The sequence below is a fragment of the Candidatus Cryptobacteroides sp. genome, assembly GCF_056207615.1.
This window is the reverse complement of the sequence record NZ_JBAEER010000097.1, coordinates 14,017-36,184: the sequence shown is the minus strand read 5'-3', so window position 1 is coordinate 36,184 and position 22,168 is coordinate 14,017. Positions and strand designations below refer to the sequence as shown.

General features: G+C 50.8%; 18 protein-coding genes. 2 read left to right on the top strand and 16 right to left on the bottom strand.

The window, feature by feature from the left end; all coding sequences use genetic code 11:
* Positions 1-77: 77 nt before the first annotated feature.
* The 11 genes from AC06ND_RS05995 to AC06ND_RS05945 all read right to left on the bottom strand — a co-directional run bounded on the left by AC06ND_RS05995 (position 78) and on the right by AC06ND_RS05945 (position 16,217).
* Positions 78-299, bottom strand: a complete 222-nt coding sequence (locus AC06ND_RS05995) for an RHS repeat-associated core domain-containing protein (RefSeq protein WP_475678088.1) — start codon at positions 297-299, stop codon at positions 78-80.
* A 715-nt stretch (positions 300-1,014) separates the two neighbouring features.
* Positions 1,015-1,437 carry a JAB-like toxin 1 domain-containing protein gene (locus AC06ND_RS05990; protein ID WP_475678087.1) on the bottom strand — a complete coding sequence of 141 codons (423 nt, stop codon included), beginning with the start codon at positions 1,435-1,437 and terminating at the stop codon, positions 1,015-1,017.
* A gap of 2 nt (positions 1,438-1,439) precedes the next feature.
* Positions 1,440-1,913: an RHS repeat domain-containing protein gene (locus AC06ND_RS05985; RefSeq protein ID WP_475678086.1), complete on the bottom strand. Its 474-nt coding sequence runs from the start codon at positions 1,911-1,913 to the stop codon at positions 1,440-1,442.
* Between the two features lie 680 nt (positions 1,914-2,593).
* A complete protein-coding gene (locus tag AC06ND_RS05980) occupies positions 2,594-3,532 on the bottom strand; it encodes an RHS repeat-associated core domain-containing protein (RefSeq protein WP_475678085.1) in 939 nt (312 codons plus the stop codon).
* 56 nt (positions 3,533-3,588) lie between these two features.
* Positions 3,589-5,598 carry a M3 family metallopeptidase gene (locus AC06ND_RS05975; RefSeq protein WP_475678084.1) on the bottom strand — a complete coding sequence of 670 codons (2,010 nt, stop codon included), beginning with the start codon at positions 5,596-5,598 and terminating at the stop codon, positions 3,589-3,591.
* Between the two features lie 22 nt (positions 5,599-5,620).
* Positions 5,621-7,315, bottom strand: coding sequence for a DNA/RNA non-specific endonuclease (locus AC06ND_RS05970; RefSeq protein WP_475678083.1), 1,695 nt, complete (start codon positions 7,313-7,315; stop codon positions 5,621-5,623).
* Positions 7,316-7,371: 56 nt separating this feature from the next.
* A complete protein-coding gene (locus AC06ND_RS05965; RefSeq protein WP_475678082.1) occupies positions 7,372-7,848 on the bottom strand; it encodes a hypothetical protein in 477 nt (158 codons plus the stop codon).
* Positions 7,838-9,208: a hypothetical protein gene (locus AC06ND_RS05960; RefSeq protein ID WP_475678081.1), complete on the bottom strand. Its 1,371-nt coding sequence runs from the start codon at positions 9,206-9,208 to the stop codon at positions 7,838-7,840. Before AC06ND_RS05960 ends, AC06ND_RS05965 begins: the two co-directional genes overlap by 11 nt.
* A 59-nt stretch (positions 9,209-9,267) precedes the next feature.
* On the bottom strand, positions 9,268-10,482 hold the full coding sequence (locus AC06ND_RS05955) for a hypothetical protein (protein WP_475678080.1): 1,215 nt from the start codon (positions 10,480-10,482) through the stop codon (positions 9,268-9,270).
* A gap of 90 nt (positions 10,483-10,572) precedes the next feature.
* Positions 10,573-12,921, bottom strand: a complete 2,349-nt coding sequence (locus AC06ND_RS05950; RefSeq protein WP_475678079.1) for a hypothetical protein — start codon at positions 12,919-12,921, stop codon at positions 10,573-10,575.
* Between the two features lie 17 nt (positions 12,922-12,938).
* Positions 12,939-16,217: a TonB-dependent receptor gene (locus tag AC06ND_RS05945; RefSeq protein WP_475678078.1), complete on the bottom strand. Its 3,279-nt coding sequence runs from the start codon at positions 16,215-16,217 to the stop codon at positions 12,939-12,941.
* 327 nt (positions 16,218-16,544) lie between these two features.
* On the opposite strand from AC06ND_RS05945, the gene metK reads away from it, so the two are divergent.
* Entirely contained in the window at positions 16,545-17,840 is a 1,296-nt protein-coding gene (metK, locus tag AC06ND_RS05940) for a methionine adenosyltransferase (RefSeq protein ID WP_475678077.1), read from the top strand.
* 78 nt (positions 17,841-17,918) lie between these two features.
* Here the strand turns inward: metK and AC06ND_RS05935 are convergent, their stop codons facing one another.
* Genes AC06ND_RS05935 through smpB form a run of 3 tightly spaced genes read right to left on the bottom strand, consistent with a single transcriptional unit; the run spans position 17,919 to position 19,834 of the window.
* On the bottom strand, positions 17,919-18,398 hold the full coding sequence (locus AC06ND_RS05935; protein ID WP_475678076.1) for a hypothetical protein: 480 nt from the start codon (positions 18,396-18,398) through the stop codon (positions 17,919-17,921).
* A gap of 2 nt (positions 18,399-18,400) precedes the next feature.
* Positions 18,401-19,327: a hypothetical protein gene (locus AC06ND_RS05930; RefSeq protein WP_475678075.1), complete on the bottom strand. Its 927-nt coding sequence runs from the start codon at positions 19,325-19,327 to the stop codon at positions 18,401-18,403.
* 54 nt (positions 19,328-19,381) lie between these two features.
* The gene (smpB, locus tag AC06ND_RS05925; protein WP_475678074.1) at positions 19,382-19,834 is read right to left on the bottom strand and encodes an SsrA-binding protein SmpB; all 453 of its coding nucleotides are present in this window, start codon (positions 19,832-19,834) and stop codon (positions 19,382-19,384) included.
* A gap of 36 nt (positions 19,835-19,870) precedes the next feature.
* Here smpB and miaA point away from each other — a divergent pair, with 36 nt between their 5' ends.
* Positions 19,871-20,872 carry a tRNA (adenosine(37)-N6)-dimethylallyltransferase MiaA gene (miaA, locus tag AC06ND_RS05920; protein ID WP_475678073.1) on the top strand — a complete coding sequence of 334 codons (1,002 nt, stop codon included), beginning with the start codon at positions 19,871-19,873 and terminating at the stop codon, positions 20,870-20,872.
* A gap of 51 nt (positions 20,873-20,923) precedes the next feature.
* On the opposite strand, the gene trmB is transcribed toward miaA, so the two are convergent.
* Positions 20,924-21,703: a tRNA (guanosine(46)-N7)-methyltransferase TrmB gene (trmB, locus tag AC06ND_RS05915; protein WP_475678072.1), complete on the bottom strand. Its 780-nt coding sequence runs from the start codon at positions 21,701-21,703 to the stop codon at positions 20,924-20,926.
* Positions 21,704-22,168 carry a hypothetical protein gene (locus tag AC06ND_RS05910; protein ID WP_475678071.1) on the bottom strand — a complete coding sequence of 155 codons (465 nt, stop codon included), beginning with the start codon at positions 22,166-22,168 and terminating at the stop codon, positions 21,704-21,706.

Here is a 22,168-nt window from a genome sequence, read left to right as displayed (position 1 = left end):
CCTCATATATCTGAGCAAGAGAATTAAACTTGCACAAGATGAGAGTCATGCATAGCGAAATCAGTTTGATATAATAGCTATTCTTCATCCCAATAACCATCTAGAAATTCATAGCTCGGGTTAGCTAACAGATTTCTTCCTATAATACTGTACCACCGAACATGTACGGCCTGGTTGTCATCCTCCCATGTTCTGCCGTCTTTGTCGACTCTGTTCACCGGATCCCCGGCGCAATAGACGTACGGGCTGACTGAAGGATACTTCTCGGCTAATGGATCGATCGTGGTGAACCTTCCCATCGAGGTCTCTTGCGATGAAGTCGTAGAGTCCTGTCTCCGTCGCGAGTTCCTTGCCGGTGAAGCGGTAGCGGTTGTCCAACGTGCTTTCTGTCATTCGTGCATCCTCAATCAGTTCTCCGTAAGGGTAATACTGGTTAACCTGCCTTACGGTGCCGTTCGCCTCGGCCACGACCCTCACGCTCCCGAGGTGGTCGAACTGGAGAACAGTCTTGTCTTCTTTTCAACAATTAGCACTCAGCGTATTGGAAACACATCCTCCAACGGAACAAATTCTCTTTTTACCCAATCGCGCTTAAAGATAGATCCGTCTTTCAATACATACGACTCTAATATTCCGTCATCTAGTTCAGTGATACATTCATTATAAAGCTTAACCCTCTGACACTTTTTTTGCTTTTTCTCAAATAGCATGTTGTTATCTTCACCTGACAAGACGATCAGACAAGTTCCTGTTCTGATGACTCCAAACGTTGATTCGTTGAAAATAACTTCAGTGTCTTGTACGAAATCGGCAACAATATTCTTTGTACTATTGCTCATGGCACTGCTTTGTATGTCGACATAGCATATATAGCTTTCTGTCGCGGCAGCACGTTCAACTATGTATTTCAAAAAAATCTCGGAATTACAACTATAACACGGCAAATAGGTAGTGTTATTTTTACATGCTGGGGCTTGAGATTGAATAAACAACATAAATATTATGATAATCGCCTTAATCCAATTCAAACATTTCATCGTCGTAGATTGCACCAAATTCATTATACTTGATATATTTTCCCGTTGGAACATGAAAAATCATAAATTGACCATCTGCCAATGGTGCTTTTTTCTTCACTTGCGAATATAAAGATTTATCTTTAGACGATGGGTATGTCTCAGAAGGATGGCTATGAACTGCCTTTTGTAGTTTTGATTCTCTGTTACTTATACTCTTAATGAGTGTTGAATTACTTAATTCCTTATTGCTAGTCCCAACCTGTGCGTTGGTCTCATCAGAATAAGTAACAAGAGACCATTCTACATTTGTATTCCTTGCCATGATTTCAAAGGTTGACTGTGCATCTTTATCGTTGTTGAAAGAAAACAAAGGGGTATCGCTAGTTAACTGCGTGATAGTACCAAATGGTAGATACACCGTCAGTCCTGATCTCTCTTTCCACTCTCCATCATCATTTTTTCAACAATCATAAAGACATCATTCTTTTCATCTCTCAAAGGAGCTTCATCAACTAGGTTCCCATAAGAATCAAAACGCCAGATATCACGTCCATCTACATCCAAACTATTCACCGGATCACCTACGCAGTAGACGTACGGACTGACCGAAGGATACTTCTCGGCGAGCGGGTCGATCGTGGTGAACCTTCCCATCGAGGTCTCGAGATATCTTGCGCTGAAGTCGTAGAGTCCGGTCTCCGTCGCGAGTTCCTTGCCGGTGAAGCGGTAGCGGTTGTCCAACGTGCTTTCTGCCATTCGTGCATCCTCAATCAGGTCTCCGTACGGGTAATACTGGTTCACCTGCCTTACGGTGCCGTTCTCGTCAGCCACGACCCTCACGCTCCCGAGGTGGTCGGTGAGGAAGAACATGTACGTAGGCGTGTTGCCGCTCATCTGAAATTTGAGACAAATCATAGAGGGATTATAACCGAATAAATCTGAGGATGTGACTCTAGGTAGTCATATATAACTGGGGTTAGAACCGTCGCAACGTGGTTATCTTGAATGCCATTTGTAAAGACAATCGATTCACGTTTCTTATTAACATGAATAATGTAATGAACAATCTCCGAATCATGAAAAGAAGCTATGTCCAATAATTGTTTGCATAGGTCTGAACTATCCCAATTAAACAGATAATTGCCATTTCTGTCATACGCACACGGTTGAAACTGATACGAGAAATCAAGTCTGTTTGAAGGATACAACTCCTTATTCATAAACCAATACAGTGGATGACCATAGACAACACAGCCTGTTGCAACTTTGCTGTTATATAAAAAAACAGAATCAGCGAAAGATTCCATTAAGACACCGTTACATAAAGATTCTGCCACACCACGATAGACGTCTGGAAAAGTTTCATGATTTTGTTGCTCCCATTTGCGCAAGAATGACTTAATGTCTTTAATCTTTTTAGGCAACCTGTAATAGCAACGAGAATAGTACTCAATAATGCTGTTTAGTTCAGAATACGTCTCGTGGTCTAGAGATTCTTGACGGACATTATGTCTTCCAACGGTAGTTGTGATAAGACAAAGGACAATAAAGAAATATTTATACACCCCCATTTCCTATTTCTTGCTAAATAAACGGTTAATTGCCATTCTGAACGATGACGCATTCTTTTCGTCAAAGTTAACTTGAACCACATCGTAACCAGAAGAATTTGAAAGAATCATAAAACAGCCATACCATGATGGAGCATTGAAATACCCTCCAAAACGTCTACTCTTATTGGGAGGCATCATTCGGATGTGCAAACTGCTATTGTTTGCATTATTTAGTGACCTATAAATAGTTCCACCATTATTGCCAGTCTCACTATGAAACCCCTGTCCATTATAAGAAAATCCATAATCGGAGGCCTTTGTTCCGGAATAGAAGTTTTCTTGAACAGCCCCATCTAAGCTTGTATAATATTTCGTAATTAAATTATCAATATGCTGATATAAAAAGAACTCAAGGCTTTCTTGCCCATTGCTATCTGCAATCGGCAGAATATTGCCAAATAAGCTATAATATTTATTATTAGCCCTATCCACATAGGAATATCCCAAATCAGTATATCGATATTTCTTTTGGTCGTCTTTAGACATCTGCCCTTCAACATATTTATATGTAATTTCGCCATCATCGTTAATCCGTGAATACCAGTTGGCTCCATCCGGATCCACCCTATTCACCGGATCCCCGGCGCAATAAACATATGGGCTGACTGATGGATACTTCTCGGCATACGGGTCAATCGTAGTGAAGCGTCCGTTAGAAGTCTCGAGATATCTTGCACTGAAGTCGTAGAGCACCTTGCTGAGCGCGGTCGCCGTGAAGATGCAGCTGCCGGAATATATCCTTGCCAGCCCCCTGTTTCCCAGCCTCGGCACATAGGTCTCGCTGAGCTTCCTCCCGTCGGCGGCGTATACGATGCTGACCGGAGTCCTGCCGTACTGGCCGATCTGATATGCCGTAGGAGAGACCGCCTGCGGGAAGAATTTTGTGGTGGTGAAGCCCATGTGGTAGACGGTTTAGTGTCTTCTCAAAGGTAGCAATCATTTCGATGGATTCGTGTCTACTTGAGACCACGCGCCCTGAGGAGAGCTGCAGGATCCGGGTCGGCGCCGCGGAAGCGCTTGTACATCACCATAGGATCGTCAGAGCCACCCTTCTCGAGGACATTGCGACGGAATGAGGTAGCGGTAGCCTGATCATAGAGTCCCTTCTCAAGGAAGAGGTCGAAGGCGTCCTTGTCGAGAACCTCGGCCCAGAGGTAACTGTAGTAGCCTGCGCTGTAGCCTGAGCTTCCGAAGATATGGTTGAAGTAGGTGCTGCGGTAACGAGGGATGATCTCGTCGATGAGACCGATCTCGTCACATACCTTCTTCTCGAAGGACTCGACGCTGATACCATCCATAGATGAGAGTTCATGCCACTTCATGTCAAGGATGCTGGCTGCGACAAGCTCGGTGGTAGTGAAGCCCTGGTTGAAGTTGCCGGCAGCGATGATCTTGTCAACAAGCTCGTCTGGAATGACCTCGCCGGTCTCGTAATGGAAGGCGTAGGTAGCGAGGACCTCCTTCTGGAAAGCCCAGTTCTCGTTGATCTGAGATGGGAGCTCCACGAAGTCACGCTTCACGTTGGTACCGCTGGTGCCCCTGTATGTACACTGAGAGAGCAGGCCGTGAAGGGCATGTCCGAACTCGTGGAACATGGTCTCGACCTCGTCGAGGGTAAGGAGTGAAGGAGTATCTGCGGTAGGTTTGGTGAAGTTACCGATGTTGACGATGACAGGACGCACGTTCACGCCGTCAGCGATATACTGGTCAGTGAAGTTGCTCATCCACGCGCCTCCCCTCTTGATAGGACGAGGATAGTAGTCGGTGATGATGACACCGATGAGAGATCCGTCAGCGTCGGTCACCTCGAAGGCCTCGGCCTCAGGGTTGTAGAGAGCAACGCCGGTGATAGGCTTGAACTGGAGACCATAGAGACGGCTTGCGTTGTCAAATACGCCCTTGCGGACGTTCTCCATCTTGAAATATGGCTTGTACTGCTCCTCATCGAGGTCGAAGCGCTCCTTGCGTACTCTTTCGGAATAGTAGAGATAGTCCCAAGGCTGGATGGTAGAACCGGCCTCGACTACGCCGGCAGCGATGTCCTTGTCCATCACGGTCTGCATGTCAGCAACCTCTTCCTTGGCACGTGTGACCGCTGCGTCCATAATCTCCGCAAGGAATGAATCGACAGCAGAAGCCTTCTTGGCCATGGTATTCTCGAGAATCATGTCAGCAGGAGTATCGAATCCGAGGATGTTTGCCCTCTCAATGCGAAGCTTCATGATCTTCTCGACAACAGCCTTGTTGTCGTATGTGTTGCCGTTATTGCCTCTGTTCGAGTATGCCTTGAAGACTCTCTCTCGAAGTGCGCGGTCCTCGCTCCTACCCATGAACGGATAGTACTCGGATACCGACATGCCGAACTCCGCGGTGAAGGCGTTGCTCTCTGCGAGCAGGTTGTTTCCGAACTGGAGATAGAGATTCGACAGTTCGGTGTTCACGTCGCGAAGCTTTGCCTGCGACTCTTCGTCGAGATCCACGCCGTTCTGGATGAACGAATCGTAGAGATCCTTGAGGTAGGTGTTCTGCTCTACGCTCAGGCCAAGGCTTTCGCGCTTGTCATACACGGCCTTCACCTTCTCGAAGAAGGCGCGGTTCATGAAGATGTTGTCAGAATGCTCCGAGAGCATAGGGGTCACCTCTTCTACCACATTGATGATAGACTCCGTACCATCAGACTCGCTGAGATTGAAAAGCACGGACTGCACCTTGCCGAGAACGGCACCGGAGCGGTCATATGCTTCGACGACATTCTCGAATGTAGGTTCGTCGCTGTTGAGAATGATGGCATCGATCTCGGCACTCTGCTGGCGGATACCATACTTGACTGCAGGGACATAGTCCGAGTCATGGATCTTATCGAACGGCGGGATGCCGTATGGGGTGTCCCATTCACTGAGGAAGGGATTCTGGTTGCATGCTGTCATGGCAATTGTTACTGCCAAAGCAGTGATTATTCTTTTCATATCTGTTTTGTTTCGTCAGGTTCTATTTCCACCATGCGTCCCGGGTGGATTCTATCTCGGCAGCCTTGTCGCTCCTTGCTGGAAGGTTAACGAAGAAGTCCATTCCCATCTTCTCCTCGAGCTCGTCTATGGTCATAGCCTGATTGATGACGTCTGAGAGGTCATTTGGATAGGCTTTATGCTCATAATAGAATCCTATTGCGGTATACTCGCCGCCAACGCCGAAGTTGCCGAACTTCTTGTAGCCGAGAAGGGCCTTGAAATAGCCGACAGGCACAGGTACAGACGCACCGGTATTGTCGTAGGCAATCTTGTCGCTGCTACGGATATCTGCTCCGGTAACGACGTAGAGAGTGTCGAATGATTCCGACCAGGTCCTCACCTTCTGCTCGAGCTTGTCCCATGAATTCTGGTTGAGAGTACCAAGCTGAGCCGTCATGTTGGTGAAGTAGAAGGTAGACTTATTGTCTGTGTAGCGGTCTGCAGAAGGAAGCTGATGGCCTCTGTCGTAAACGCCGGAAGCATTATTAGAATCCTTGAAGCCGCTGAAGAGCACTGCCTGATACTCCTTAGGGACCTTAGGATCATAGTCCCACGCGTCGGTACGGGAACCAGAGCCACGGAAGGTCTTGTTGAGAGGGTATGCCACCCAATGCGCAAGCTTGTTGTTCACATCGAAGTAGAAAGAGTAGTTGCGGAGCTTAATTCCGCCGCTGAGAGTCATGTCGTGACGCACGTAATACATTCCATCCTCGCCGCTGAGTGCAGGAATTTCCATCCACGAAGGAAGAGCGTCTGACTTGAAGGTCGCAGGAGTGACCTCATTGCTCACGTTGCTGCTGACGATCTCGAGCGCCTTGATCTCCCATGTTCCGGCAGACTCTGCGCTGCTGGTATAATGGAAACCGAGCTGCACCTTCTTTCCGGTGTATGAGGTGAGGTCGACGAAGCCTGAATCCATGAAGGTCCATGAAAGCGAAGTCGGGAACTTAGGGTTGAGCTTCACCCACTCTCCACCTTCGAGGCGAACCCATGCGGTAGACTGCTCCAACGCGCTCGCGTGGCTCGCATGCTTGTTGATTGCATGGTCGAACCTGAGATATGCGGTAGTGTAGCCGGCAAGGCTGATGACAGGTGAAATGAGCCATGAATCAGCCTCTGTGTTGGTATTGTCGATATAACCGGTACCTTTCATACCGTACTGATCGGTCCTTGTCCATATACCGCTGCCCTTGACGTCGTTGGTCGTCCAACCGTCCATGGTCTTGGTGAAATCAATAGAATAGAGAGTTCCTTCCTCCGGGTCTGTGCCTGGGATAGGATCGGTACCAGTGCCTGGGCCTGGAGCGGTGACAATACCGGCCTGGCTGATCTTGACGGTCTTGGTGATGCTGCCGGCAACGATGCTGATTTCACCGTTGCGAGGTTCACCGGTATTAGGGTCTGCAACGATGGTGATGGTCTGGACTGACTTGTCGCCCTGACCCTGCTTGGCACCGTTTCCGCTGATAGGAGAAACCTTTGCCCAAGCGATGTCCACGAATCCGCGGACATTCCATGCTACTGTAGACACAAAGGACACGGTTGCACTTCCGCCGTCCTGCTCAAAGCTGACCGAACTCTGCTCAAGATAGAGAGCGGCCTCCTCCTTCTTGGTACAAGAGATGAGAACGGTGGCCATAGCCATGATGCAGAGAATAAAGTTCCTGAGTTTCATATTGTTGTGTTAAGATTATTTAATGGATAACCGTATGGCAAATATAGCAATAAATACTATTCTTCTGCCGCCTCCACGAAGCCGGTGCAGTCCAATGTGAGACGCTTCCCGTCAGCCATTACTGCATCCAGAACGGCCCTGTATGGCTTTGGCTGGACCTTTAGCGTACCGGAAAGCGGGGCGAACATAGGAGAATAGTAATGGTCGACATCCTCGAAGACCAGCATATAGTCCAACCTGTTGGTAAGGGAAGGATTCGAGAAATCGAGAGTCTTTCCGATGTTGTCCTTATGCATGAAGATGGTCACGTATGAGCCATAGGGTGCCTCCGGTTCGCGTGCGATTATCAGTTCCACATAGGTCTCATCCTCGGAGTAGAGAAGAGTATGCACGCTGTAATCCTTTCCGTCATAGACATACTTGGAAAGTGGTGTGACGGGAACTTCCTTTATGACATCCTTATAGATAGGCTCCTTCTCGGCGCAGGAGACGGCGAGAAGCAGGATGCAAAAAATCAGATGCTTAAGTCTCATTACCTGATAATATTACTACGTTGCCTTTATATTCGAGTTTCAGCACCACGCTAGAGCCGCTGAGCGGCCAGAGATTGGCAAGCTCACTGTGGTATAGCCCAGTCTCCTCGTTGAGCGAATGGACGATATATGAGCCTGTGTCGAGATTGGTCTTGTCCCAGGTCTTACCGTCATAGAAAAGAGAAAACGCTCCGTCTGTCGAAAGTCCGGCAGAGCGGTTGTAGTTCTGCTTGCTCACTGTCATGCGCACATGATCCGAAGCTTCTGCCTCGGCAACGGAGGTGACACCCTCCGCCTCTGTCCAATATATCTGGGCAAGTGATCCGCTAAGGTCGATAAGGGCCGTGCCTATGGCATGACGGGTCTTTCCTACGAAGAAAGCGTTGTCGACAGGCCTCTCGATTGACACGTCAACGAGAGGACCGTTCCAATACATGTCGAGGCTATTATGCGTGCTCGTGTATCCGTTCCTGTCCGAAGCCTTGGCTCCGGAGACTGTCACGCAATAGTCATGTTCTCCCTTGATCTCGACCGCAAGGCTACCTGAAACCATATCCCACTCGCTGGCGAAGTCGCGGACCATCATCTGCAGAGTTCCGTCAGCAAGACAGTCGGCAATGTTGTGGAATTGTCCGTCACAGATTTCTGCTTTAGGTGCAATCATCGCGTAAGTCGTCCTTGGGATGTCCTCGCCGTACTCGATGCCTCCGGTGGTGAAATACATGACGTCCACGTACTCGTCGCTTGTCTGATAGAAAGCCGCTCTGACAGGACGTGAGTAGTCCTCGCCCCAAAGGAAGGTGGACTCGTTCTCTCCACCAGGAGTATACTCGGAGGTGGTCTTCACAAGTATGGTACGTCTGTCGATTAGCTTGATCTCGATCTCGAAGCTTGCCGTCTTCGCTTCCTTATCAACGCTGAGCGTGAAAACTCCGTACATGATCTCGTCAGTAGGGGTCTCATTGGACGAGTCGAATGTGACAACTCCTGGAATGAGAGTAGAAATAAGATAGCGCAGATGTTCGAGCTTCACGTCGACCGGCTGACCGTTCAGCGGGCTGAGAATATTGACCGCAATGATGTTGTCCTTTTCCAGGTCTAGGTCAAGTCCCTTCTTGATCATTTCCTTGGAAAGTCCGGGGAAGTCCGCGAGGTAGAAGGCATAGAAGCCCGTATCTGAATAACAGGCGGTAGAGGCGACCTTAATCTCCTTCTCAACCACGCCCTTGTCGCTCAGAAGATAGATGACGTCATCCTTCTGGACGAAGCTGGGCACATCCGGAACGACGGGATCTACAGGATCCGGTTCCGGCTCCGGTCTTGGAGTGGGATCATCTGGTCTGCAGGCTAAGACGAGCATTGAAATTGCCGTCAGTATAGACATTAGTTTCTTTATGTTCATGATGTCGTTATTTCAAATTATTTCCAATCGATGAGGATCTTGTGGGCAGGATCGCCGCAATCAAGGAGCTCTGCCTTGAGGGTCGGATCGTCGCTGCCGGCGTCATAGGACACGCTGAGTGTTCCTTCCGTTACCCTTCCATAGTCCCCAGTCCAGTATCCGGTAGAAGCCAGATTGAAGTACCATGAGCCCTGGAGGGTCGAGAAATAGAAGTGAGGATAGCCCTCGAGTATCTTGAAAGGCCAAATCTGCGAGCCGTCGATTCCGCCGCCAGGTTCGCGTCTTACGATCTTGTATTCTCCTGCTGGAATCTTCCCGCCAGCATCCGGGCTCACGAAGAGGTCAAGCATCATGACAGGTCCCTCTCCCGAGAACGTGATCTTGCTGGTCTTGCTCGGCATGGCAACGCTCACGTCGCCGCCTGTAAGGAACACCCTGTAGTTGCTGAAGCGAGGAGGATTCTCATAGCGGTATTGGTCACCGCGATCGCATATCCAGAGCTTAGGAAGCTCCGCACGGGTAAGCGTCACGTCATTCTTCAGCGACGTGTCCGGAGCGCCAGGGAACTCATAGTCCGCAATCTGCGTAAAGTCTCCGTTGTACACGAACCTCCTCTTGGTGAACGTACCGTCCACAAGCATGCCCTCAACGGTAAACTTGCCTGTAGACTTGTCCCTGGAAATAGTGAAGTCCCCGTCAAGGAACATATATGGAGCATATTCCGACGCGTCAAGGTTGAGATAGTATGATCCATAGCTGGCCCATAGCGTGCCATAGTATGGATGGTCAAACTCATCGTCATAACCTGTTTCCCACTGTCCTATGCGAAGGTCAGAGTAGGAATCAGGGGCAGTATAATGCTGGGCAAGTACATTCCATCCGTCCTCCTTCCCGCTGGAAATGGCAGTCTGAAGGCACAGCTTGACCATCTGACCTTTGCCCGTATAGGTATCTGTGGCCAGGTCATATTCAGCACGCTCTCCGGTATACAGGGTGAGATACCATCTGTCCACGGTCTCCGAATATGCCCCATAGAACTCCAATATCGCAGAATGCATGAAAAGCGTATCCGCCTTCATGCCTTCGAGATCCGGATAGGTCTGGACCTCGACCACATTCTCGATTACTTCCCTCTCGGTGCAGGACTGCACGGAAAAGAGCACAGGCGAGATGACGAAAAAAAGCAGCGCCGAAGCAGCTGCTTTGACGATTCTTCTGACATTTAATAGCATAGCTCCAAAAGTAGCCAATAATTACTATTTAGGCAAAAAAAGGGGCCACGATTTCTCGTAGCCCCTTTGAGTTATCTTTATCGTGTAAGACTAGTTAGCGAACTCTGCCTTTACGAAGATGATACCCTTGTTCTTGCTTGAATCTGAAGAACTGAGGTTGTAGTTGATGCGATAGTAGCAGTTTGCCCAAGACTGGGTGCCTTCCTTAGTGAAGGTTGATGTTCCCTGATCTGCATAGGTAGCACTAACGGTAGCAATAGCATTGGTGTTTGCAGCTGCATCGTCGGCTGAAGCGTATACAGAAAGAGTCATGCCATTGACAGTGATAGCAGAATCACCGCTTCCGTGAGTCACAGTAACAGTCTTCACGTCACTGCTGAGGGCAGTTTTGCTTACAATTGCTCTGTCAGTAGCCTCTGCGAGCTTACCACCAAGCTTCAAGCCAGCATCGAGCGACTGGTTACCAGGTACGCTCCAGGTGATACCGTCCACGTCAACATCGTATACAAGGGTGTAATTGGTGTTGCTCGCATTCTTAGGTACCTGAAGGGTGTAAACGACACCGCTCTTATCACCACCGCCAGGGAGCTGAGGCTCAACGTAGTCGATCTGAGTGAATGGTCCATAAGGATCTTCACCCATCATGATGTACATTGCACCTTCCTCATTGAACTCGAAAGGAAGCTCACCGAAGTTGAAGCTGTTGATTGAGCCCTTACCAGTTGAAGGATCATAGCTGTAAGTGAAAGTAACTTCTTCTGGATTGTCAATCTCATCCCACCAGATACCGTCTTCCTCATCACCGTTCACGAGCATGCCGTGAGTAGCATCTGTGAAGATAGCTACTGCAAGAGCACCCTCGTCACTCTGCTGCCATGAGGTATGTGCAAGGGTAGTTGGGTATGCAGGAGCAGCACCCTCCTCGATAGAAACGAGGGTAGTGGTGATGGTCTTGTATGAGCTTGCCTTACCGTTAGCATAACCGTAAACGTTCACGGTCTTGCCAGCGAAGCCCTCGGTAGCTGCGATATAGATACCGTACTCGCTGCCGCTTACCCTGATGGTCCTGTTGTCGTCACCCATCACGCCTGAGAAGTGGATGTACTGGTACTGAGGGTTACCACCCCAGTTCTTGACATCATCCTCGGTCATGATCTCGACTGGAGTACCATACTCAGGGGTAGCCTTCTCCTTGAGAACCTCGAACTTAGGGCTTCCGAACTGAAGGAGACCACTGCGCTCAGATACCTCAGCACCGTCGAGCTTGATGCAGTCACCAACCTCGAGAGTGTTGCCTGAAGAGTAGACCATGATGTTTGCGGTACCGTCGCTGATGATCACGTTGCTACCAGCCTTTGCCATTACGACAGCCTTCTCAACGAGATAGTTGCCAGGACCCTTGGTGAAGATCTCTGCGATGGTTGAAGGGTTGCCGACCTGAGCTACCTTGTAGGTAACGCTTGACTTGCCATTAACTCCAGCCTTGAAGGTAAGAGTTGCAGTGCGGCCTGAACCTGCGGTAGGCTGAACCTTGAACTTGAAGATAGTGGTATCAGCTGGATTAGGCTCAATCTTGGTAGCGACACCAGTCTTATAGCTTGATGACACATAGTTGATCCATGAAGTCACATCCTCAGGAACATCAACGAGAGCACCTGCTGCCTTGTGAGCAACCTTCACCTCGATTTCACCACCTGTTGCAGGAACGGTTGCCTCAGGAGAAACGACCTTGATTAGAGACTTCTCGATCTTGATTACGGTAACATTGACGAGCTCGTGTGTAACGTCTCCAGATGAAGAAACATAAGTAGTCTTAGGACCTTCGACCTCAACTACGTCACCAGCCTCGATACCGAGACTTGCGAAGTTCTTCTCCGCACCCTTTGCATCAAGAGTACCATAGATGGTGATTTCACCTGTACCGTCGTTGAGATACCAGTTGCCATAGGTTGTGTTGTAGATTTCCCTACAAACACCCTTTACCCTATAGGTCTTGCCATCGGCACCGGCGATGATCTCTGCACAAGTAGCTGATGACGCGGTCATCTCGCCCTGACGGACAATGAGGAACTGAGTATGGAGACCAGCCGCGAACTGAATCTCAGCCTCGTGGCCGGCGTTGTCTGCAGCTGCAGAGAAAGTAAGGACAGTCTGGCCAGCCTCACCTGAGGTCTTGTCTACAGAAAGCCATGCAGGAGTAGGCTGGTTGGTGGTAACCTTGTTGCCATCAGCATCCTTGGTAGTCACAGCATAGATATCATTGAGCTTCCATGCGGTGGTTGCATTTACGGTGACCTTCACCTCACCACCAGTGGCAGGGATGCTCACGTAAGTCTCAGAGAGCTGGATCTCCTTGAGAGTTGTAGGCTCCTCCTTCACGCAGCCGGTAGCGACGAGCGCGAGGGAAAAGATTGCAGCAAAAATATTTCTAAGTTTCATGTTGCTCTCTACTTAAATTAGTTGAACATATATCTGATACCGATAGAAGCGTACCAGCACTGGCCGACAGAGACTGAAGGAACCCAAGTCTCGGTAGACGCGCTGACAGCTGAAGGAGTAGAGAAGGTTGGGTAACCCTCTGCATCGGTGCCCTCATACTTGAGGATACGGCCGGAGTTGAGACCAGCTGACATATACTTGCCTGTTCCCCACTTAGAGTTGAAGAGGTTCGCAACGTTCTTCATGTCGAGGCTGAGCTGGATGGTGTTGGTTGACTTGCCTACGTTGATCTTGAAGTCATGCTTGTAAGAGAAGTCGAACCTGTGCATCCAAGGGTTGTATACGCTGTAACCCTCTGCATACTGGCCCTGATGCTTGCTGAGATACTTGTCTGCATGAACGAAGCCCATGAAGCGCTCCATATCGTTGTCAGAAACGAAACGGAACTCCTTGTTTGCAACCTGACCGTCAGTAGGGATGTAGAGAGCATCGTACTGATAGCCGTCGCCGTTCATGTCATTAGCAAGCATGTATGAGTAGTTTGCACCACCCCTCCAAGTCTCGTAGATGAGGCTGAAGTGGTTACCGCAGTTGTCGTTGTAGGTACCTGATGCGATGAAACGGTCAGGTGTAACGTTCTGAGAGTTGTGGAGCTTGATGTTGTTCGGACCGTGGGTGGTAGGAACGTAAGTGAATGCAGACTCAGCATCTGAACCAGGGAGAGAGGTGATCTCCTTAGATACGGTGTGAGTATATGAAGCGCTCAAGCTGAGTTCTGGGATAGGACGCATGTTGACGCTCACAACGCCTGACCAACCATAACCCTTGTTGGTGTTGGTGAGGACGAATGCCTTGGTACCCTGGCGGAAGCCTGAAGGATAGATAGGACGGTTGTCAGCACCGTTGAAGGTTGCGAAGCCCTGGACTGGCATCATGCTCCAGTCAGTCATGCTGGCAGCGTTGATGGTCTTGTTGTAGATACCCTCAGCAGTGATTGAGAATGGGAATGAGGTAGGGAAAGAGTAGTCGATCGCGATCGAGGTCTTCCATACCTGAGGCATCTTGAACTTAGGATCCACTGCAGCGATTGCTGAAGGGAGTGTACCGTCCTCTGGAGAGATGGTGTTAGGAGCACCCATTGAGATGAGCTTGTCCTTGAGCGCCTCCCTGCGGAGAACGCCACCTGCGAACTGGCTCATGTCGACGGTCTGGCCGTTGAGCTTAGACTTTGCGTTGAGCGCAGCTCTGTACTGAACCATACCGCCGTTGGTTGGCATGTTGGTGAAGAACACGAGTGGGAGACGACCTACGAAGAGACCGGTACCACCACGTACCTTGAGAGTCTTGTTGCCGAGAACGTCCCAGTTGAAACCGATACGAGGAGAAACTGAGACCTGTGCGCCTGGCCACTTGCCGGTATCGATATGACGCTCGTTGCCGTCCATGTCAGGGTAAACGATGTCATAAATTGCCTGGTTTGTCATGAGGTCGCCGTTGTCGAAGAAGAGACCGTCGAGACGGATACCTGCAGTAAGCTTGAAGTTGTTTGTAGGATTCCACTCCTCCTGTGCATAGATACCGAGCTTGTGGTACTGTACGCGGGCAGCAGGATTCTCCTCACCGGCATAACCGTAGGTGAGAGCGACAACCTCAGGAGTAGCGCCATTGATGAAATCGTCAACGCTTGCGTAACGATAGTAACCTGTACCGTTTCTCATGTAGGCATTGTCTGCCATCTGATACTCGTAGTTGATACCTGCGAGGATCTTGTGAGCACCGGTGTAATAGGTAAGCTCATCCTTTGCAGTGATTGATGTGTTGTGCACTGCATTGTTCCAGGTGAAGAGCTCGTAACCGAGAGCCATGTACTGGGTGTTAGTGCCGGTACCGTCCTGGATATCGATGAATGGGAAGTCCTCTGAGTTGGTGCCACGGACATCGTCAGCCTTGGTGAAGGTAGCGAGGAACTCGTTAGAGAGATTGTCGCTGATGCGGCTGTTGAGGTTGGCAGAAACTGAGTGGAGGAGGTTGCTCATAGAGTACATCGAGTTAGCGAACGACATACTGTAGAGTGAGGTACGTCCGTAAGGAGAACGTGTACCACCGTCCATTGAAGAAGCGTTAGGAGCGTTCCAACCGAGGTTGTTGGTGTAGTTGTAACGGAGAGCAAGCTTGTTCTTGTCGTTGATGTTCCAGTCGATACGTGCGAGAACCTTGTAGTTCTTCTCGTCTGCAGGGAACTCGGTGTAAGAACCTGTGTCATATCCGTACTTGTCCATCACGTGCTGCTTAACCCTCTCCATGTCAGCTACTGAAGCGTATGAGAGATACTTCTTCTCGTCGCCGACACCATTCTGGGAAGCTCTCCAGCGGTTGGCTACGGTAGGAGTGTTACCATACTCGAAGTTCACGAAGAAGAAGAGCTTGTTCTTGATGATAGGGCCACCGAGGGTGAAACCTACGGTAGTGTTGCGATCCCTATCCCTTGCACCAGAAACTTCCTGACCGGCAACCTGGTTACCGCGCATGTTCTCGTTTCTGTGGAGGATGTATGCAGTACCCTTTACCTTGTTGGTACCTGACTTGGTGATAGCGTTGACACCACCACCGATGAAGTTGGTCTGACGAACGTCGAATGGAGAGATGACGACCTGGAGCTCCTCGATTGCATCGATAGAGATAGGGCTGCCACCACCAGGGAGCTTGTCGCTAAGACCGAAGTTGTTGTTGAAGTTCGCACCGTCGACGGTGAAGTTCGCGGTACGACCGTCAGCACCTGCGAAGCTCATGCCGCTACCGCCGTAAGGTGAGAGACGGGTAACGTCGGTGATGCTTCTGCTGATGGTAGGGACAGAGCTGATCTCCTTGTTGGAGATGTTGGTAGCTGCACCTGTCTTCTCTGCAGCGAACTTGGATGCTGCGTCAGAGATCACGATTGCCTCGCTGAGCATCTCGCTGTCGTCTGGCATCTCGACGTTGAGATTGAAGGTCTCAGCAAGCTGAAGAGTAAGACCGGTGTAGGTAACTGTCTGATAGCCAAGACAAGAAACTTCAACGGTGTAAGGACCACCGGCACGCATACCGTTGATGAAGTAGTGACCTTCAACATTGGTTGCGGCAGCATAGATAGTACCTGACTCGGTGTGTGTTGCGATAACGGCTGCACCAATCACTGGCTCGCCGGTGTTATCAGTCACATGACCGCTCAGGTTGGATGTCACGATCTGCGCTGAGGCAGAAACACCCACAAACAACGCCGCGACAGCGGCTACGAAAATCTTAATTGTTTGCTTCATAAAAAACTGATAGTATTGATTTAGTTGTTTCGTTTCAAACGAACGCCTTTTTAAGCGCGTGCAAATATAACCAATAAAACGGTATAAACACAATAAGAATGAGCCTTTTAAATAATTTTAACAATATCGAAATGCAGGCTTAACAATCGCAACTTTTTCTTGCATAATTGTTTTTTTGGCGTACCTTTGCGGCCAAGATACATGTGGAGAGATTTGCCTGCTTGCAACCACACTAAAAAATGCTAAAATCGAAATATCATTTTGCGTTTTTATGTGTACTCCGCATGTCATCATGCCGGAGTTTTTTGTTTTATATACTGAAACGTAATGAAATACCTTTTCACTTCCGAATCGGTGTCCGAGGGACACCCGGACAAAGTCGCAGACCAGATCTCCGACGCTGTCCTTGATGAATTCCTCCGTCAGGATCCTGACGCGAAGGTCGCTTGCGAGACATTCTGCACCACAGGTCTCGTAGTCATTGGCGGTGAGGTGCGCAGCGAAGCATACGTGGACATCCAGACCACCGCGCGTCGCGTCATCAACAGAATTGGTTACAACAAGGCCGAGTACATGTTCGACGGCAACAGCTGCGGAATCCTTTCGGCCATCCATGAGCAGAGCTCGGACATCAACCAGGGCGTGACCCGTGCCCAGGCCTCCAAGGTCAGCGAGGACGCCGCCGACAAGCAGGGTGCCGGTGACCAGGGAATGATGTTCGGTTACGCATGCTGCGACACCGAGGAGTACATGCCGCTCCCGCTCTTCCTCTCCCACAAGGCTCTCGTGATTCTCGCGAAGCTCCGCCGCGAAGGCAAGGTGATGACCTACCTCCGTCCGGACGCGAAGAGCCAGTTCACCATCGAGTACGACGACGAGACCAATTCTCCCGTTCGCGTACACACCATCGTGATCTCAACCCAGCACGACGAGTTCGACGAGGAGGCTGCAATGCAGGCCAAGATCCGTCAGGACGTCCAGGACTATCTCATCCCTGAACTTATCTCAGAGCTTCCGGAGGAGACCGCAGCCCTCTTCAAGGGCGACTACATCCTCCATGTGAACCCAACCGGCAAGTTCGTGATCGGCGGTCCTCACGGAGACACCGGTCTGACCGGCCGCAAGATCATCGTCGACACCTACGGCGGCAAGGGCGCACACGGCGGTGGAGCATTCAGCGGAAAGGATCCATCCAAGGTGGACCGCTCTGCAGCGTATGCAGCCCGCTACATCGCGAAGAACATGGTTGCAGCCGGAGTAGCACGCGAGATGCTCGTCCAGCTCAGCTACGCAATCGGCGTCGCAAGGCCAGTCAGCATCTATGTCAACACCTACGGAACCGCAGCGACCTGCACCGAGTGCGGCAAGCAGATCCCTGACGCTCTCATCGCAGAGAAGATCAACGAGATTTTCGACCTCCGCCCGGCCAAGATCGTGGAGAAGTTCGGACTCAAGAATCCAATCTACGAGCCGACCGCAGCCTACGGCCATGTCGGAAGGACCCCTTACAGGCAGAACGTCACCCTCGTGCGCGACGGAAAGACCGTCGAGCAGGAGATCCAGTTCTTCGGATGGGAGCTCCTCGACAGCGTCGACAAGGTAAAGGAGACTTTCAAGCTTTAAGGGCTTGACACCCAAGCAAAAGGCAGCGCCCCTGATGGAGCGCTGCCTTTGTTTTTCATCTACCTGAGTGCCTCTGCACTATATGGATTCAGGATAGCGGATCTTCTTGTTCATGAGGATGACGTCGTCCGCACTGTAGCTGTACTTTGCGAGCCATTTCTCGCCCGCGACGATGTCCTCCCAGCTCTCGCTTTCGAACACCTTGGCATCGAAGAAATAGAAATTGACTCTGTCCTTTGGGTGGTATGTCTCGATGTTGCTCTTGTAGGAGTCTTCAGTGATCACGACCTCGACATAGGTGTGAGCAGCGAGCTTGTGGAACTCCTTCTCCCTCTCCGCGTCGGTCAGGACTCCTGGAAGTGCGCCTGCGAGTTCGCATGGGAAGGCGCCATGAGCAGGAACGTACCATACGACGTCATGATCACTCCTGTTCTCCAAGGTCAGAAGGTATTTCTGATCTAATACATGAATCGGCTTCGGATCAGTCAACATCACGTCGCATGAAGCGACGGAGATTGCTGCCAGAGCAGCAAAGATTGCGATGACAACTTTCTTCATGACTACCTCCTCCTATAGTTTTCGTTTCTGTTCCAACCGATATTCCAACCGATACCGAAGCTGAGATTCATCAGAGAGCCGATAGAAGGAGCACTGGCATCAGAGGAAATGCTGTTGGTATCCCTTGTATATTGGCCTATCAGGTCTGAATCGATCACTGCGTCCACCCAAGTCTGCGGATTGTAGGCATACTTGCTCTTGTAGATGTCGTTCACGTATGCTACGGTCGTAGGCATGTCCTTGATTCCGGCCTCTACCGAGAAGAAGAAATGGTTGCGGATGGTATAGGTGAGCTGAGCGCTGAGCGAGAAGAGGAAAGCCGGGCTCCTTCTCTTACCGAAGTATGTCTCCATGTAGTCAGCCTGCGGACGCACCAGGGTCTGTTCGAAGAACATGTTGTTCTTCATTTCTCCATCCCTGTCCGAACGCATATAGCTGTAACCTTTGTCCTTGAAGGAGCCGAATCCCAGACCCACTCTCGGGCGGAAGCTCCACTGCCCGAAATCCAGACGATAAACTCCTCCGATCGTGGCAAGCGGCGAGTAGCTCCTCTGCTTCATATCTGCGTACCAGCCATGGTCATAGGAATACTTGTACCTGTTCCCATCAGCCTTGTTCACGACGCCGAAGAATTTCTCCTGGCTGGCCGAGGTACTTGCAAAGTCAAGCTGCGCGTAGACGCCGAAATGACGTCCGATGAAATATGAGTACCTGATGTTGAAGTCTGCGCCGGTCGCGATTCCCCTTGCCCTGCGAGCCTCACCATCGATCGCATATGGCGATCCGGCCCAACCGAGATGAGTCTCGATGGTGTGGCCGTAGCCATAGGAGGTAGTAGGCCTGTATGGGTTCCTCGCATCAGCAGAAACAGACGAAAGCGCAAGCATAGCCGAAGCGACGCTTGCAATGATCATTATATGTCTGTCCATGTGCATTCCAGATGTTTGCCTTAAAGATGCAGAAAGGCAAGACAATGTTGCAAGCTACATGCGCTCCATCTCGCGACGGAGGTCCTTTTCCTTGATGGACTGGCGCTTGTCATACTCCTTCTTACCGCGTGCAAGGGCGATGAGGAGCTTGGCATATCCGTTGTCCGCGATATAGAGCTTCACGGCAACGATGGTGAGTCCCTTCTCCTTTACCGAACGCTGGAGCTTGATGAGTTCCTTTCTGGTGAGCAGGAGCTTGCGGTCGCGGCGAGGGTCGTGCCTGCCCCAGCTGCTTGCCCAGTGATACTCAGCGACATGCATGTTCTTCACGTAGAGCTCGTTTCCGGAGAAATAGCAGAAGCCATCCACCAGAGAAGCCTTACCGGCCCTGATGGACTTGATCTCCGTGCCGGACAGAACGATGCCGGCCTGATATGTCTCGAGGAACTCGTAATCGAACGAAGCCCTGCGATTCTTGATTTCTACGCTGCTTTTTGCTTTTGGCATGGCGCAAAGATAATCCTTTTTTGCGATATTTGTCAGATGAGCAAGAGAAGCATACAGATCCCACCTCCTCCCGCCGAGCTCCCGAGCGCGGAGACTATCGACATCGAGGCTGTCCTCGACTCGTACCTCAACGGAGAAATAGACCTTATCTGCGTACTCGGTCCTACGGCATCGGGAAAGACCAGATATGCGGTGGGCCTGTGCAGGCAGATTGATTCCCTGCTCCGCTCTCGTGGCATCGAGGCTCGCTCGGAGATACTCTCTGCCGACAGCCGGCAGGTATACAGGGGCATGACCATAGGTACCGGAAAGGACCTCGGGGAATACGAGGAAATCCCCTACCACCTGATCGACATAGTCGACGCAGGAGAGAAATACGACATCTACAGATTCCAGCACGACTTCGAGAAAGCCTATAAAGACATAGTCGAAAGGCACTGCATCCCCGTTCTCTGCGGAGGCTCGGGACTCTATATCGAGGCTGCGACCTGCGGATATGACTTGCCGGACGTACCGCCCGACCCAGAGCTCAGGGCAGAGCTGGAGAAGCAGAGCACCGAGGACCTGATAGCTCGACTCGACTCGCTCAAGCCTCTCCACAACAGCACCGACTACGATACTCGGAAAAGGCTCATACGTGCACTTGAGATAGCGATTTACGAAGAGGCACACCCCGTGAATCGCAACAGTTTCCTACCGAAGAACACCTATTATATCGGCACGCTCGTCACCAGGGAAGAAAGGAATGCCCGCATCGACAGACGCCTTGACGCAAGGCTCGAGGAAGGCATGGTCGAGGAGATTCGAAGTCTGATGGAGGGAGATCCGAAGAACGGTCGCCCGGGGGTGTCGGCAGACGATCTGATCTACTATGGACTCGAGTACAAGTATGTCACTTCCTTCGTCACGGGCGCACTGAGCTACGAACAGATGCGCACCCAGCTCGCCACGGCCATCCACCAGTTCGCGAAGCGCCAGATGACCTGGTTCCGAGGAATGGAGCGCAAGGGCATGACCATACATTGGACCGAAGTCTGATCCAATTTCCGGTGCAAAGCCGGCCCTCTCAAGATATCTGAATCAGGAAAATCAGTTGATGGTGACGACGAAGGCATGATGGTCTTCGTCCTTCCACGCATCCTCGTCCCACTCCGGACTGGTGTAAGGACCGTCATGGTCGATCGCGAAGCAGAGATAGGTGATAGGAAAACCCTGGGCGAGGAAATGCTTCTCATAGAAGGTCTGCACCTCGTAGAGCGAGCGCACTGACTCCTCGTCGAGAACACTGCTGATCTGGTCAGGAACTGTCTTGTAGAGGTCCGTTGTCAGAGCCAGCACCGGGAAGGAGTTCTCCTGGGCGATCGCACGCGAATACTCATGGAGATAGCGGCTGTCGGTCTTGAGATTGACCAGACCGCCGTCCTTGAGGAAGCCGCGGTACCTCTGGAGGAAGAGCGGTGCTGTGAGTCGCTTCTTCTCCCTTCCGATCTGCGGATCAGCAAAGGTGATCCATATCTGCGAGATCTCCCCTTCCGCGAAGAGCGAGGAGATGAACTCTATCCTCGTACGGAGGAAACCGACATTGGACATGGAATTCTCGGTCGCGTACTTCGCGCCCTTCCAGAGCCTGGCGCCCTTGATGTCCACTCCGATGTAGTTGATGTTTGGGTTCCTCAACGCAAGGTCGATGGTGTACTCGCCCTTTCCGCATCCGAGCTCGAGCACGATGGGATTGTCGTTATGGAAGAAATCCGATGCCCAGCGGCCCTTGAGCGGGTGGTCCTTACCGAACACCTCTTCCGTCGTAGGCTGAACAAGGCATGCAAAAGTCGCGTTCTCCGCGAATTTCCTAAGCTTATCGTGTCCCATCTAGTATTCCTCTCTTATGGTTTTGCAAATCAGTCCCATTCCGTTCATGTATTGAGCCGCATCGCCCATGACCAGGAATGATACCGTCCAGACGCCTGGCACGTTCGGTACGATTCCTCTCCTGTATGGAAGGAAATAGTCCTTCGAAAAGGAGGTTGAGGACGAATATGAGTCCTTCGGAATGTAGAAGAACTCGCGGTATCTTGTGCTGTCCGGAGCGACCCACTCGGCACCGACGCCGATGGAGTCCTCCAGCTGTTCGAACTTGCTCTTGCGCAGGTCGAGCCTGGTGAAGATGGTAAAATCATAGGACGCGAGCGTGTCGGACATGTCCACGGTCATGGAGTACATTCCGTCCGCGTTGCGATGGCGCACGCCGACGTACGACTCCGTCTGCTCAGGACGTGTGCACGAACAGAGCAAGGTGGCCATGAAGACCACCGCAGCCACGATATGATTCCTCAT